The sequence below is a fragment of the Larkinella insperata genome, from assembly GCF_026248825.1.
GTDB classification, from domain to species: Bacteria; Bacteroidota; Bacteroidia; order Cytophagales; family Spirosomataceae; genus Larkinella; species Larkinella insperata.
The window spans coordinates 6,203,662-6,218,011 of the sequence record NZ_CP110973.1 but is presented as its reverse complement, the minus strand read 5'-3'; the positions used below and the strand labels follow the sequence as shown (position 1 = coordinate 6,218,011).

General features: G+C 54.2%; 11 protein-coding genes. 6 read left to right on the top strand and 5 right to left on the bottom strand.

Annotated features, from left to right (window positions below; translation table 11 throughout):
- Window positions 1-70: 70 nt before the first annotated feature.
- From OQ371_RS25095 to OQ371_RS25085, 3 genes are all read right to left on the bottom strand, one after another.
- Window positions 71-1,114, bottom strand: coding sequence for a FecR family protein (locus OQ371_RS25095; protein WP_265991200.1), 1,044 nt, complete (start codon window positions 1,112-1,114; stop codon window positions 71-73).
- Between the two features lie 181 nt (window positions 1,115-1,295).
- Window positions 1,296-1,835 (bottom strand): RNA polymerase sigma factor, encoded by a 540-nt coding sequence (locus tag OQ371_RS25090; RefSeq protein WP_265991199.1) that lies wholly within the window; start codon window positions 1,833-1,835, stop codon window positions 1,296-1,298.
- 181 nt (window positions 1,836-2,016) lie between these two features.
- The gene (locus tag OQ371_RS25085; protein WP_265991198.1) at window positions 2,017-3,411 is read right to left on the bottom strand and encodes a purple acid phosphatase family protein; all 1,395 of its coding nucleotides are present in this window, start codon (window positions 3,409-3,411) and stop codon (window positions 2,017-2,019) included.
- A gap of 162 nt (window positions 3,412-3,573) precedes the next feature.
- On the opposite strand from OQ371_RS25085, the gene OQ371_RS25080 reads away from it, so the two are divergent.
- The 4 genes from OQ371_RS25080 (at window position 3,574) to OQ371_RS25065 (ending at window position 10,455) form a co-directional block, all read left to right on the top strand.
- Window positions 3,574-5,826, top strand: coding sequence for a ligand-binding sensor domain-containing protein (locus tag OQ371_RS25080; RefSeq protein WP_265991197.1), 2,253 nt, complete (start codon window positions 3,574-3,576; stop codon window positions 5,824-5,826).
- A gap of 102 nt (window positions 5,827-5,928) precedes the next feature.
- On the top strand, window positions 5,929-6,993 hold the full coding sequence (locus OQ371_RS25075; RefSeq protein ID WP_265991196.1) for a polysaccharide deacetylase family protein: 1,065 nt from the start codon (window positions 5,929-5,931) through the stop codon (window positions 6,991-6,993).
- Window positions 6,994-6,995: 2 nt separating this feature from the next.
- Window positions 6,996-8,207 (top strand): sialidase family protein, encoded by a 1,212-nt coding sequence (locus OQ371_RS25070; RefSeq protein WP_265991195.1) that lies wholly within the window; start codon window positions 6,996-6,998, stop codon window positions 8,205-8,207.
- A 34-nt stretch (window positions 8,208-8,241) separates the two neighbouring features.
- Window positions 8,242-10,455, top strand: coding sequence for a hypothetical protein (locus OQ371_RS25065; protein ID WP_265991194.1), 2,214 nt, complete (start codon window positions 8,242-8,244; stop codon window positions 10,453-10,455).
- A 73-nt stretch (window positions 10,456-10,528) separates the two neighbouring features.
- Here OQ371_RS25065 and OQ371_RS25060 read toward each other — a convergent pair whose 3' ends face one another.
- Window positions 10,529-11,296, bottom strand: a complete 768-nt coding sequence (locus tag OQ371_RS25060) for a DUF2490 domain-containing protein (RefSeq protein ID WP_265991193.1) — start codon at window positions 11,294-11,296, stop codon at window positions 10,529-10,531.
- Window positions 11,297-11,431: 135 nt separating this feature from the next.
- Between OQ371_RS25060 and OQ371_RS25055 the strand changes: the two genes are divergently transcribed.
- Complete coding sequence (locus tag OQ371_RS25055) at window positions 11,432-11,800, top strand: hypothetical protein (RefSeq protein ID WP_265991192.1); 369 nt, start codon at window positions 11,432-11,434, stop codon at window positions 11,798-11,800.
- Window positions 11,801-11,809: 9 nt separating this feature from the next.
- Here OQ371_RS25055 and OQ371_RS25050 read toward each other — a convergent pair whose 3' ends face one another.
- Entirely contained in the window at window positions 11,810-12,586 is a 777-nt protein-coding gene (locus OQ371_RS25050; protein WP_265991191.1) for a toxin-antitoxin system YwqK family antitoxin, read from the bottom strand.
- Window positions 12,587-12,743: 157 nt separating this feature from the next.
- Between OQ371_RS25050 and OQ371_RS25045 the strand changes: the two genes are divergently transcribed.
- Entirely contained in the window at window positions 12,744-14,309 is a 1,566-nt protein-coding gene (locus OQ371_RS25045; protein ID WP_265991190.1) for a glycoside hydrolase family 43 protein, read from the top strand.
- Window positions 14,310-14,350: the final 41 nt, after the last annotated feature.

Below are 14,350 nucleotides of genomic sequence, written 5' to 3'. Positions count from 1 at the left end.
TCATCTACTTTCCACATCAAATTACGAGGTGTTAGCGATCGCTTTCATCGTTTTGTCGTTTAAGAATTTGTTAATTTCCTATAGTAACTGTCCGTCCTTTTATTTCGTACTGAGCGTCAATTGCATAGGTAATTGATTCGAGCATGGATACAAGACTTTCGTTTAAGTGCGTACCCGTTAAGGAAGCCTTGTAAAGCGATTCGTCCTTGATTATAATGTCAACGTTATACCACTTTTCAAGCGTGTTTTCTACCGTGCGCAGGGGTGTTTTATTAAATTGCAGTGATCCGTTTATCCAGCTGCTTTCCTGTTCCGCATTAACATCGATTATGTTGAACGTATCGGTGTTTTTATTGAAGATCAGTTTCTGGTTCTTTTCGAGAATTATGGATTCGCTGGAATCCGATTCCAGGCTCACGCTAACCCGCCCCGATCGGACGGTTACTTCAACTGCTTGCTCGTCGGTATAATTCTTGACGTTAAACGAAGTGCCGAGCACTTTAATCGTAACGCCTTCGAGCGATATGATAAAGGGTTTTGACTCGTCGCGCTCCACATTAAAAAACGCTTCGCCCTGGAGCGATACCGTCCGCTTTTGCCCGTTAAACGTATGGGGAAAGCTCATTTTGGTATCCGAATTAAGCTTCACCAGACTCCCGTCACTGAGCTGTACATTCCTGCGGATTCCGCGCGGAGCGATTTCTTCTTTTGTAATAATACCGGTTTTGGACTGATTGCCCTGCGCGGACTCAAGCAGCGTCTGAAGCCGGTTTATTTGGTTGCTGGAAACGAAATAATAAGCCGTACCGAGGCTAAACAGCAGCGCAACAAAAGCCGCCATCCGGCGGTAGTCGGTGTAAAATTTTTGAAACCGTCGGGCCGGTGATAGCGGCTTGGCCGAAGTCATTTCACCGGCCCGGTTAATTCGCCATTCTGGGTTATAAGTCGGTTTTTCTTCTTCAATTAATTCATTGAAATAGCGTTCAAGAATCGGTGAGTATTCATTCAGCACCTCATCCTTACCTAATCCTTCCAACAACTCGTCCAGTTCTTTCTCGGACAAGGTGTTGCTGATTAGCCTGTTAATCAAATATTCGGCGCGGGACCGTACCATTCCAGTTGAGTTTGGTAAGCTGACTATAATACTGTCCCATCTATTTATAAGGCTATTGTTCAGTGAACTATTTTTATAAAAAAATGAAAAGATTTTTGCGCAGGCTTATAACGTAAACGCCATTCTGACACAGGGCCAGAATGGCGTTCGAAAAGGGAAACAGGGTCAGGGTTAGTACAAGTTACAAGGTGGCCATATCGACTTTTTCCCGCAGGAATTGTTTTGCTTTTACCAGTTGGTTTTTGACGGTATTCTTGGAGATCATCAGCATCTCAGCAATTTCCTGGTAGGACTTGCCTTCTTCAATATTGAGGTACAAAATCTGCTTTCGCTTTTCAGACAGTAAACTGACGGCACTGTACAGCAGCTGGAATTTAACTTCCTTGTCTTCCACTTCCTCCTCACGCGCAGCCGCCATTTTCTCCAGATACACCTGCTTGAGCTGGTTATTTTTCTCCATCTTCTTCAGGTGGTCGAACGTCATGTTGCGCAGGCAGGTGAATAAATAGGAGGTAAAATTCAGGGTTGGGTTGATTTGCGTCCGACGATCCCAGAGCTTGATAAATACTTCGTGAATCATGTTCTCGGCCTCTTCTTCATCTTTCAGAAGGGTCGTGCAGAAGCGAAGGGCGGGCGTCCGGTAGTACTTATATAACTCCGCAAACGCAGCCTGATCGCCCTGGATCACTTTGCGGAGAATACGTTCATCAAGACAATCCATTGTCGTGGGTGATTAGGAATCGTTAAAATTACGGGCGTTGGGTACTTAAACTTCTCTTTATGGTATGGATTGCCCAGCTATCGGGCTGTTGATAAGCTAATATAGGTTATTTATCACGATACCCGCGTCGCAAAATGCGTAAATCTATCCTCAATTTGCGTATTGGGCATTTTGTGGATTTTTATGGCTTTTTACGGGCTTTATATTCTTTGTACCGGCGGTTGTATTCTTCCAACTGGTCTGGGTTAAATCGTTTTAGGTACTCCGCAGGCAGGTCAAGCCGTTCGGGCGTCTGAGCCGGTGCGCGGTCGGTCAGCTGGTTTTGCCCTTTGGCATTTTTAGCAAGCTCGAAGTCGTCGTACAACTCGCCCGTTACCGTAAAGGATTGGTAGGAGAGCTTGCCGCCGTCGATGGAAACAATCTGGTATAGCTGCGTATTGGAAGCCGCCCGGTCCATCCAGTCCTGCAAACCGATGTTGTACATCTTGGGGCCGCTGACGGAAACCACATAAATCGGGCCGTCGGGAAATTTACGGCTTTTGCCCAGCGGCATGTTCAGACCGCGCCCGTAGGTGTGGTCGTGTCCCTGCAAGACCAGATCCACTTTGTATTTTTTGTAAATCGGCTCCATTTTCTCCCGCCATTCATTATTGTCGCGGCCCCTGGCCGTTGAGTAAATCGGGTGGTGGTGCGTGACGACGGTCCAGCGGTTGGGGTTGTTGGTCAGGATTTTCACGAGCCAGTCAGCCTGCTGGTCCAGCACCGTGGAGTCGAGCAAAGCCCCCTGCGAATTCAGTGAGATAAACCGGGTACCCTGATAGTCGATATAATAAGCGGTTTCTTTTAGTTTTTCGGGACCGTTCTCCGGCAGCACGAACGAGGGACGCCAGTGCCGCGAAACTTTCCGCTGATTGTCGTCATCTTTAAAGTACTCGTGGTTGCCGGGCGTTGCCAGGGTCGGCACCATCCCATTGACCCAGCCGCCCGCTTCAAACCATTCACCCCACTGCCAGTCGGCGTTGGAGGTGGTGATCAGATCGCCCGCGTGGATCATAAACGCTGCTTTGGGCATGGTGGAGTACGCTCCCCGAATCGCCCGCGACCACAGGGACCGGATGTCGTTCTGGGCATCGCCGAAATAAATAAAGGAGAACGGGGCTGGCTTGTCGCTGGCGGTGGTAAACTGAAACCATTCGGTCCAGATGGTGCCGTTGCCGACGCGGTAATTGTATTTGGTGGCCGGTTTCAGGTTCTTAAACTGAACGGTATGGTAAAGCTTCGTGGTGCCGTCGAGGATAACCCGTTGCGTTGTAGCGGGTACAAGGGTGGCTTTTTTCTCCACTTCCGGCGAAGGGTCGGCTTCGCTGATGGCACCCACGGCGTTGGTTACCGTCGAATCCGTCCGCCAGTTAACCGATTGTGATGTGGCCGGATTGTCCTGCCAGCCCAGCGTCAGCCGGTCCGGGTAGGGCGTGGGCAGGTAATCTTTATGAATTTGGGCCAAAGCCGGAAGGCTGGTTCCCAGGAAAAGAAGCAATCGGGAGAAAAAGGAAAACGTGGTAAAGCGGGCGTGCATAGGGACGGTTGTGAGTACTAAGTAGGGTACTGGCCCATCCGGTAAAAGGACTATCTTGTTTTGATGAAACTTTTTGATTTAACAAAACCGTAAAATTGCCCGGACTCTCCGATAGCCCGGAAACCGACCTTGCCAGTATACTAGGAAATTGACGTCCATTTGATGAAGGATTTCCGGTCGACCCACCTGCTGCTTGTCTGCTGCCTGCTTGCCTTGTTGGGCTGGTCCTGTCGCCAGTCGGGCGAGGTGGCGGACCCGCCGACGGTTCATCAGGATGCCGCCTTCTGGCAGGAGTACCACGAACCGTATCCGATCGGATCAAGTCCGGAAGAAAACCAGGTCCGGAGTGTCGCCGTCGACGCGCAAAATACCGTCTGGGCCGCCACGGCTGCCGGAGTTTTTCGGAAGAAGGCCGATGAGCGGGCCTGGGAAGCCCTCTTGCCGGAAGCCGACCGGGGGCCTGCTTTTGCCGTGGCCGTTGATCGGGCGTCGGCGGTGTGGCTGGGCGTCTGGAACGGGCTTTATCGGTATCAGGACGGAAAATTCGAACGTATAGCCGGACCGGAAGCACCCATATCCGCACTTTGTGTGGCCCCCGAGGGCCTGTATGCGATGGGCCCTAAAGGAATCTGGCAACAACAGGCAACCGGCTGGAAACGGGTAAAAGCCCCGGATGTGCGGTCGATCCGGAAGGCTGTTTCCGATGGTCAGGGCGGTTTGTGGCTGGGTACCGACGTGGGTTTGTACCATCAGAAAGCCGATACAACCGACCATTTTTATACAACCGACTACCTGATCAGTGCTTACGTGAAGGGACTGGCCTTTGATTCGCGGCAGCAACTGTGGGCGGGCGGATTGGGGGGCGTTAGCGTGCTGACCGGCAATCAACTGAAAAAAACGCTGAAACCGGAGAACGGAATCCCGTCTAGTTACGTCACCTGCGTCGAGCGGGCACCCGATAGCACGATGTGGGTAGGAACGGAAGTGGGCGTGGTCCGCTACCAGCCGAACGGCAATCATTCGCTGCGGTTCAGCCGGCGCTGGCTGCTGGACGATAAAGTGAACGCCATTGCGTTCGATGGGGACGGAAACGCCTGGATCGCCACTCCGCAGGGAGTCAGCGCCATCAAAAAGCGCCAGATGACGCTGGCCCAGAAGAATGATTATTTCTACAAGGTCCTGATGAAGCGCCACATCCGTGATCCGTGGATTGCGGGCCAGTGCAAGCTGACCGTGCCCGGCGATACGACGACATTTGCCCCCGACGACGACGACAACGACGGCGAATACACGGGCAATTACTTGGCCATGGAATGCTTCCGGTATGCCGCAACAAAAGATCCTGACGCCAGAGAAAAAGCCGCCCGGGCGTTCCGGTTTTTGAAATTATTGCAGGAAGTAACCGACTCCGACGGCTTTTTTGCCCGGACGATCGTGCCCGCCAGCTGGACCGAAGTAGACGATGGAAACCGTACCTTTACGGCCCGTCAACTGGCCGACGAACTGGTGAAAGAACCGCGGTTCAAACCCGTTGAGGTGCGCTGGCGGAAGTCGAAGGACGGCAAGTGGCTCTGGAAGGGCGACACGAGCAGCGACGAAATGTGCGGCCATATGATTGGCTATTTTCTGTATTACGAACTGGTGGCCGACGAAGCCGAGAAGGCGGCCGTCCGCCAGCACGTAGCCCGGCTGGTCGATTACCTGATGAAGCACCGTTACAATTTTGTGGATGTTGACGGCCAGCCGACGCGCTGGGCGGTGTGGTCGCCGGAGCAGCTAAACCTCGACCCGGAATGGGCACCCGACAAAAGCCAGAATTCAATGGAAATGCTAGCTTTTCTGAAACTGGCCTACCACATGACGGGCCAGGCCAACTACGAGAAAGAATACCGTCGGCTGATCGAGCAGGAGCATTACCTCGACAACATGGCGGCCATTCCGCAGCAGAACCCGGCCTGGTTTATCTACTTCGACGTGATGCTGCAAGCGTATGTTTACCCGATTCTGATTCATTGCGAAAAGGACCCTACATTGCGCGGGTTTTACGAAAAACACATGGATGCCTGGATGGACCGACGCCGGAACGACCACAACCCGCTGGTGAATTTCTTTTACTGCTACGCACGAAATAAGCGAATCGACTTGGCCGCGTCGGTGGATTTTCTGGTCGATACACCCCTCGATCTGGTGAATTGGGTCGTGGACCACACCCGCCGGGAAGATGTGAAAATAAGCCGTTCGCCGGTTCTGGACGAATTGCAGATCAACGAGCTGCCGCCCGCCAGTATCCGGACCGTGGTGCGCTGGGACAAAAACCCGTGGGCGGCCGTCAACGGTGACCCCAGCATCGAGCGTGAGCCGGTTTTCTGGCTGCTGCCGTACTGGATGGGAAGGTATTTGAAGATGATTGAATAAAGCTATGCATCAGAGTTTATCGGCGGTTCATCAGAGTTAAGCCGAGTTGCTCTGGTACCCTCTGATGAACCGCCGATAAACTCTGTGTAACAACACACACCCATGAAGAAGTTAAAAACGCTTGCTCTTTTCCTGACGTGTTCGGTCGGCGTGTTGACCGGATCCGCGCAGCCAAAAACCACCTACGCCGAGCAGCTCGGTTATCCCAAAGGCAAAAAGATCGTTATTTTTCACGTCGACGACGCCGGAATGTACCTGACCGCCAATCAGGGGACCATTAAATCCATTGAGCAGGGCGTGGCTACTTCCACCAGCATCATGATGCCCTGCGCCTGGGCCGCCAGTTTCGTCAAGTATGTGCTGAAAAATCCGGCGATTGACGCGGGCATTCACCTGACGCTGACCTCGGAGTGGAAAGATTACCGCTGGGCACCGCTGGCCGGAATCAAGCAGGTGCCGACGCTGACCGACCAGGAAGGGGCCCTGTGGCCGTCGGTGGCGGAGGTTGTCAAAAATGCCAACCCGGATGAGCTGGAACAGGAAATGCGGGCGCAGATCGACCGGGCGTTGAAAATGGGGCTGAAACCGACGCACCTCGACTCGCACATGGGCACGCTGTTTGCCACCCCGGCTTTTCTGGAGCGCTACATCAAAGTGGGCGTGGAGTACGGTATTCCGGTGATGTTTCCCGGTGGCAACAACATCCTGCTGGCCGATAGCGAAATTCAGCCGGTGATCGATAAACTGAAAGCGGAGGGCAAATGGAAGGAAGGGATGAACCTGCCCGTTCCGGAAGCCATCAAACAGGCCCCGGCCATCGGTGCCAAAATCTGGAAAGCCGGTCTGCCCGTACTGGACGATCTGTACGCCGATACCGGCGGCTGGAAACCGAAAGACGACCCAAACCCCAGCCCGGAAGCCTGGGGGAAATACAAAACGCAGCGGTTTAAGGAGATACTGACCAAAATGAAGCCGGGCGTTGCCATGATCATCATTCACAGCAACGAACAGAATGACACCTTCAAGTACGTCAGCGGGTCGGGCGGGTCGCGGTATGCCGATATGCTGTCGATGATGGACCCGGAACTCAAAGCTTTTATTCAATCGGAAGGCATCGTGCTGACCACCTGGCGCGAAATGATGGAGCGCCGGAAATCAATCAAATAAAAATGAAAAAGTTGTTTTTGGTTTTTGGCGTATTCTTTTTGGTAAGTGCCGGGGTGCTGGCCCAGTCAAAGTCGGCGGTGGTGCGGGGTGAGATTGTTTTTCCCTATCAAATGCAGCACCACGTCCACGGCAGCAGCCTGGTGGCCCTGCCCAACGGGGATCTGCTGGCGGCCTGGTTTGAGGGCAGCGGGGAACGCTCCGCCGATGATGTGAAAATAATGGGAGCCCGGCAGCTCAAAGGCCAGACCACCTGGAGCGAACCGTTTGTGTTGGCCGACACGCCCAACCTGCCCGACTGCAACCCCGTCCTGTTTCTGAACCGCCAGGGGAAGCTGTTTCTGGTCTGGATTGCCGTGGTGGCCAACCGCTGGGAAAATTCAATTCTCCGGTTCCGGACCACAATGGATTATACCAAACCCGGTGCGCCGGTCTGGAGCTGGCAGGACAACATTCTGCTGAAACCGGATAAGCGGTTTGCCGAGGAAGTCGAGAAGCGGTTTAAGGAGTTGCCGAAGAATACTTCGGGCTGGGCCGAATATGCCCCCCAATACGACGACATGATTATCGAGGCCAGTCAGGATGCCCGTAAACGCAGCACGGGCTGGATGACGCGCATCAAACCGTTGATTCTGGAAAACGGCCGGATTCTGCTGCCGCTTTATTCCGACGGACTGAACATGTCGCTGATCGCCATTTCCGACGACGACGGAACCACCTGGCGGCCCAGCCTGCCGATTGTGGGGCGCGGGCCCATCCAACCGGCTCTGGCCCGCCGGAACAACGGGACCATCATCGCTTACATGCGCGACAGTGGCGATATGCCCAGCCGGGTCCAGGTCAGCGAATCATCCGACAACGGCGAAAGCTGGAAAGCGACCGTAAAGTCCGAGATTCCAAACACGGCCAGCGTTGAACTGCTCCGGCTGCGGGATGGAAAGTGGGCTTTTCTGGGAAACGACATCGACAACGGCCGTCACCGGCTGAGCCTGTACCTGTCGGATGATGAAGCCCAGACCTGGAAATGGAAGATCCGGCTGGAGGACAAGCAAAAAAATCAGGGTGCGTTTTCGTATCCCTCGCTGATTCAGACGCCCGACGGACTGCTCCACCTGACGTATTCCCACCACCTGGAAAAAGGAGAGAAGTCGATTCGGCACGTTGTGGTCGATCCGGCAGCCGTTACCTCCGACCCCGTCACGGCCCAAAAACCCTGAGCGGTTTCTTTGATTCATACAACCCCAATCGATCATGCGAACTTTTCGTTACTGCATTGTTATTGCCTTTATTTTTTGCCGAACCTACGCCCAGTCCGTTTACCAGGACAAGCCGTTCTGGCAGGATTACAGCGTAAAATTCTACGCCGATAAATCCAGCGGAAACCTACAGGCCGTCTATACGGACCGCAACGGGGCCATTCAGATCATCAACACCGATGGCGAGTTGCTGCACCCGCACGACGGGCAGTTTCTGCATCCGGGTACGCTCAAGCCGGATCAGTATTACCGGTTTACGAAAGATAAAAACCTGACGGCTTTGGGTGTTTTCGACCAGCAACTGGTGTACCTGACCGACCAAGTGGTGTACAGCAACGCCTGGGCGGGCAAGCTTTTTTCCGCGCATTCGCTGCCGAAAGCCCGTTTGTTTGCCGGTGCGCCCGCGTTTACGTTCCTGGTTTCTGATGGCTCGTCGCTGGCCTTGGTGAAAGACTCGAAGAGCCTCTGGAACGGTTCGTTGCCCAACGATGAGGTGATCGGAATCCGGTACCAGCCGGGGGGCAACCAGTTCTGGGTATTAGGAAAAAAAACGTTGTCAACGGTTTCGGTAGCCAGTCCGAAACTGACGAAAGTGCTAGACGGCAGCGGGTTTACGGCTTTCGATCTGGCGGCTCAGGGGAAAAAAGTGATTGTGGGAACGGCCGACGGCTACCTGGAATTTGACGTGACAACGAAAAAACAAGCGGGCGAGGTGCGCAAAAAACTTCCCTGGACCGACATCACGGCGGTGGCCGAGGTGGACGGTAAGCTGTGGTTTGGCTCAACGAAAGGCGCGTTTGCCCTGCGTTCGGACGGTAAATTTGATTACTACAACGGCGAACGCTGGCTGCCCGGCGACGAGGTGGTGCACATCTCGAAAGGCCCCAAAAACTCGGTTCTGATTCTGACGAAAGCCGGGCTGGGCCAAATCGCTTTCAAGCCGATGACGCTGCATGACAAGGCCGTTTTTTTCGACAACCAGGTCCGTAGCCGCCACATTCGGGTGGGGTTTAACGCTACCCTGAGCGACATGAACAAGGGCGATATTTCGACTGGTTATCTGGAAGATTCGGACAACGACGGCCTGTGGACCTCCATGTACCTGGGCGGGGAAATTTTTCGGTATGCGGTCACGAAAGACCCCGAAGCGCTGCAAAACTGCCGCGAGTCGCTGGATGCGATGGAACGGCTTTATACGGTCAATCCGGTTCCCGGTTTTCCGGCCCGGTCGTTCGAGCGCAGCGGTCACCTGAAAGAGCTGTCGGACCCCGAACGCTGGCAGCACGCCAAAAATCCGGAGTGGGACTGGAAATCGACTACCAGCAGTGACGAAGCCATCGGACACATCTTTGCCTTCGGGGCGATGGCCGAACTGATTCCGGATAAGGACCTGAAAAGCCGCGCCATTACGCTGATCGATACGCTGATGAGTCACATCCTCAAAAACGATATGTATTTGGTTGATTACGACGGTAAACCCACGCAGTGGGGCAAGTGGAATCCGGTTTACGTCAACGCCTTTCCGACCAACGTGGGCGATCGTAAACTGAACTCGTCGAATATTGTGGCGATGCTGCAAACCGCGTATCATTTTACCAAAAAGGAGAAGTACAAAAAGAAGGCGTTTGAGCTGATGCAGAAACACGGTTACTACGCCAACATGATGCGCCCGATGAAAGAGATTGGCCGGGCGGCCGACAATGCCGACGAGCACAGCAAACACATGTCTGACGGCTGGAATCACTCCGACGATGAAATGTATTTTGTGGGTTACTGGGGGCTGTACCGGTATGCCTTCAACGATACGCTGAAAACCCGTTATAAGCAGCAGATTCTGGACCACTGGCAGGCCGAGCGCCCCGAAAAAGAGGGCGCCTGGAACCTGTTTGCTGCCATGACCGGCGTGAAAGACTTTGATTTGAAAGAAGCCGTCTGGTATTTGCAGGAACACCCGCTCGACCTGATCGACTGGAACATCGAGAACAGCCACCGCAAAGACATTCAACTCCTGGAGCCCAATTTCCGTCGTCAAACGACCAGGGAAGTGCTCCCGCCCGACGAGCGGCCCATCCAGCGGCACAACGCCAACATGTTTAATCTCGACCGGAAAGGCCGCAGCGGTGGCTCCGAGCACAGCGCGGGCGACATCTGGCTGCTGCCGTACTGGCTAGGGCGGTATCTGGGCGTAATTTCGGGGCCTGTTAAGTAAAAGTGTTCGTACACAGAGTTGATCGGAGCAAACTCTTATTACCTCTGATCAACTCTGTGTACGAACAGCCTTTTTAAAACCCAAAGGCCACATTCAACCGGAAACCGTTGTTGAACTCAAACACCGGATTGTTTGTAGCGGGATCGGTATCGGCGTGTTGCGTAATCTGGTTAAGAAAGCCGAGTTCAAGCTGAAAGTTGTCCTGAAACTGATACCCTAAACCGCCCAGAAGCCGGTTCTGATTGAAGATGTTTGCCCCCGCATTCCTGCCAAAGCTGATAAACAGTTCGTCGAAAAAGGTCAGGTAAAACTCGTTGTCGTCGATCGCAGCGCCTTGCAGCGGGTAATTGACCGTAATCTGGTACCGCGCCCGGTTTTCGTACGACCAGCCGCTGATTCGGCGCGGGTCTTCCGGGGCTTGTTCGCTCAGCCAGCGTTGCTCCAGCCGAAACCGGTGACTGAGCGCAAACCGTCCGGCAGTGTCGGCCAGTTCCAGATCCTGGTACAACCGGTGTTCCGGCGTCGGAACGCCCCGGTCTGCCACGGGGTGATCGCCGTACGGGAATGTGACGAAATACGTATACCCCCCGCCGAGCTGGAGCTTATCCGTCAGTTTGTAGTTCACCCCCAACCGGGCCAGCGACTGCTGCCAGGTCCGGATGTAATCAATCCGGCGCCATTGGTACTCCGTGTGCAACGACCACTTTTTGCTCAGTTCGTGGTCGCCGTCATAGACAAACCAGCCAATTGAGTTATGGTCCAGAATGCGTTTTTGCTGCCCAACGCTCGACAGCGATACCAGCCCGAACACCGTAAGCCAGCCTAAGATTTTCAGATTCATTCTATACTAACCAGCAAAAGACCATGGTAGAGAGACCATTGGCTAAATATTCCGGAAATAGCGCTTTTGACAAAGACGCTTTCCAACGGTTTTACGCCTAGGTGAGTCGTCCTGTAAGCCCTTGATTAAGCCTTTATGAACTTCCTTCTGACCCCCATACGCAGCGGATTGGGCGCCTGGCTGATGATCAGTCTGTACCTTTTTACATCCTGCGAAAAATCAGACCTGAAAGAGCGGTGCTTTACGAAGAGTTCGCTGGAGGGCACGCCCTGGGTGAAGCAACATTTATCGGGTTTCCAGCAGCCCAAAGCCGGACCGCTGAGCGTCGTGGTGTATTCGTACCAGGGTCAGGAATACCTGGTCTTTTCAAATCCGTTTCTGTCGTCGCCCATGAGCAATATTTTCAATTGCGCGGGCCAGCGGCTGACGCAGTTGGGAATACCCTACAACCAGTTCATGAAGGACGCCAAACGGGTTGACGTTCTGCTGGAGAAAACGTACTGACAAAAGCGGTTACATCGTATTGTAGCCGTAATTGGCGCTGTAGACCCGACCACCGTAGAGGTGAATGCTGATGAGCAAATCGCTTTGGGTCGCCTGATCATCGATGACCAGGGGCCGCCACTGGGGCATATCCCGCAGGTTTTCAACGAGCTGACTCGCCAGTTTCTGTTCGGATTCCGGACGGTTTTTCAGGTAGGACATGGGCCGAAGATTGTACAGAATGCCGCTTTCCGACAAGGTGCCTTCCAGCGTAATGAATATCGATGGCTCAGGGGATTGAATCTGGCGAAGCCGCCCTTTTAAAAACTGGACGAATTTCTTGGGGCCGCCCTCAAACTCGGCCTGCTGCACCAGCGGCTGACACGGGGTTGGCTCGCCGTTGGCCGTAAAACATTCGCCTTTTCTCCGGACCTGGCCCAGCCGGTAAAGCTCCCGCCGTTTGAGGGTGCCGTCTTCGTAATACGAAAAAAACGGACCGTTAATCTGATTATCCTTGAAGTCGCAGGTCCAGTGGAGTTGCCCGTTCGGAAACCACGACCGAGTGCGCCCGTGGCGGATGCGTTGCTGGTAATCCCGGTAGTGTTCTTCCGACAGCCGCCGGTTGGCTTTGTCGAACGTCTGCACGGTTGCCATTTTTTTCCAGCGGTCGTGGTAGGTGATTTCCTGAACGGAATTAAGGTATTCCTGCCGTTCGAAGCGGTTTTTCAGCCGACGGTTCTTCTTCGTTTCGTCGCCGGGGGAGGCCAGTAATGCACCAGCCAGGCAGATCAGATAAAAGCTGCTCATCTTAGTGACGGATTTAGGTACAGCAGGAAACCGAAAACGGGATCTGATTTTGCCGGGAAGGGTACAAAAACCGTTATCCCACCCATTTACTGTTCTGCTATACGAATATACTTCACAGGTGCTACTTTTGTTCACGGTACCGAACCTTAAAAAACACATGAAGTTTATCTGCATCAGTTTGCTCTTCTGTTTAATTTTACCGGCCTCTCTGGCCCAGTCCCCTAAACCGATAACGCCAACCGCCACGTACCGCAATCCGGTTATTGCGGGCGATTTTGCCGATCCGTCGGTGATCCGCGTCGGAAGTACTTATTACGCGGTTGGCACGTCTTCCGAATGGGGACCGGCCTACCCGATTTATACCTCAACCGATCTGGTTAACTGGTCGTATGTTGGGCCGGTTTTTGCCACCTTGCCGGAATGGACCGTGGGCAGCTACTGGGCACCGGAGTTATTCCACCGCAACGGTATTTTTTACGTTTACTACACGGCCCGCCGGAAATCAGATAAGCGTTCATACATCGGTGTCGCCACCACGCGCGACCTGCGTAAAGGGTTTACGGACCACGGTTTGCTGCTCGAATGGACCTCGGAAGCCATCGACGCCTTTATTATCGAAGATCAGGGCAAACTGTTTATGACCTGGAAAGCCTACGGTCTGGACAAAGGCAAGGCGATTGAGCTATTGGGGGCCGAATTATCCTCTGATGGCCTGAAGGTGACGGGAAAAGCCTTCACGCTGCTGACCGCCGAACGGGACAACTGGGAAGCGGGCGGGGCCGAAGGGCAGGCGCTGTTCAAACGGGGACGGTATTTTTACATGACTTATTCGGGCAATGCCTGCTGCGGAGCCAACTGCAACTACCAGGTCGGGCTGGCCCGGGCCGAAAAACTGCAGGGACCGTGGGAAAAATTTGCCGGCAATCCGGTGCTGGTCGGTGACGATACCTGGAAATGCCCCGGCCACGGAACCGTAGTCACCACGCCTGACAACCGCTATTTTTACCTGCACCACGCCTACAACGGAACGGATTTTACCCAGACGGGTCGGCAGGGCGTTTTGAGTGAACTGGCCTGGAACGACCAAACCGGCTGGCCGGTTTTTCGCTACGGCACAACCACGCCCGCCCAGGCCGAATCGCCCGCCAAAACCGTTCAGCAAATCGACCGGAACGTAACCGTTGATTTTGCCAAACCGGCAACGCAAGTGCCCTGGGTGTGGGATGCCAGCCAACCGAAACCCGCCTATGCCGTCGAAGCCGGGGCGCTGAAACTCCAGAATGCCGTCTCGCAGCCCGCCGGCAGCTTTCTGGGGCTGGTGCTTAAAAAGGGAACGTATTCGCTCTCGGCCACAGTTGACGCCAAAGCCGATGTGCTGCAAAGCGTCAGTTTGTACGGCGACGCCCAGAACGCGCTGGGGCTGGGAGTTCGCCAGGGAACGCTGGAGGTCTGGCAGGTGAAAGACGGAGTACGCCAGGTGCTGAAATCACAACCGTTGCCGTCTGCAGCGGGTCCGGTGACGCTGCAACTCAAAAGCCGTTTTGGGCGGTTTTACGATTTTTACTGGGCATCGGAAGGAAGAAAGCCGGTCCTGCTCACGACATCGCCGGTGGACGGCGCTTTTCTGCCCCGCTGGGACCGGGCACCGCGCGTGGGCCTGAGTGTCTCGGGCGATCAGCAAGGCGCGGGTTCGTTTCGGTCTATTGATCTGCGGTACGAATAGAGCAGGGGCTAAGTAATCCTTTCACGGAAGAGCGGTTTTGA

Bases quoted from the DNA above. Each gene is read 5' to 3' on its own strand.
- OQ371_RS25095 (WP_265991200.1), bottom strand. From the start codon at position 1,114: ATGGTACGGTCCCGCGCCGAATATTTGATTAACAGGCTAATCAGCAAC.
- OQ371_RS25090 (WP_265991199.1), bottom strand. From the start codon at position 1,835: ATGGATTGTCTTGATGAACGTATTCTCCGCAAAGTGATCCAGGGCGAT.
- OQ371_RS25085 (WP_265991198.1), bottom strand. From the start codon at position 3,411: ATGCACGCCCGCTTTACCACGTTTTCCTTTTTCTCCCGATTGCTTCTT.
- OQ371_RS25080 (WP_265991197.1), top strand. From the start codon at position 3,574: ATGAAGGATTTCCGGTCGACCCACCTGCTGCTTGTCTGCTGCCTGCTT.
- OQ371_RS25075 (WP_265991196.1), top strand. From the start codon at position 5,929: ATGAAGAAGTTAAAAACGCTTGCTCTTTTCCTGACGTGTTCGGTCGGC.
- OQ371_RS25070 (WP_265991195.1), top strand. From the start codon at position 6,996: ATGAAAAAGTTGTTTTTGGTTTTTGGCGTATTCTTTTTGGTAAGTGCC.
- OQ371_RS25065 (WP_265991194.1), top strand. From the start codon at position 8,242: ATGCGAACTTTTCGTTACTGCATTGTTATTGCCTTTATTTTTTGCCGA.
- OQ371_RS25060 (WP_265991193.1), bottom strand. From the start codon at position 11,296: ATGAATCTGAAAATCTTAGGCTGGCTTACGGTGTTCGGGCTGGTATCG.
- OQ371_RS25055 (WP_265991192.1), top strand. From the start codon at position 11,432: ATGAACTTCCTTCTGACCCCCATACGCAGCGGATTGGGCGCCTGGCTG.
- OQ371_RS25050 (WP_265991191.1), bottom strand. From the start codon at position 12,586: ATGAGCAGCTTTTATCTGATCTGCCTGGCTGGTGCATTACTGGCCTCC.
- OQ371_RS25045 (WP_265991190.1), top strand. From the start codon at position 12,744: ATGAAGTTTATCTGCATCAGTTTGCTCTTCTGTTTAATTTTACCGGCC.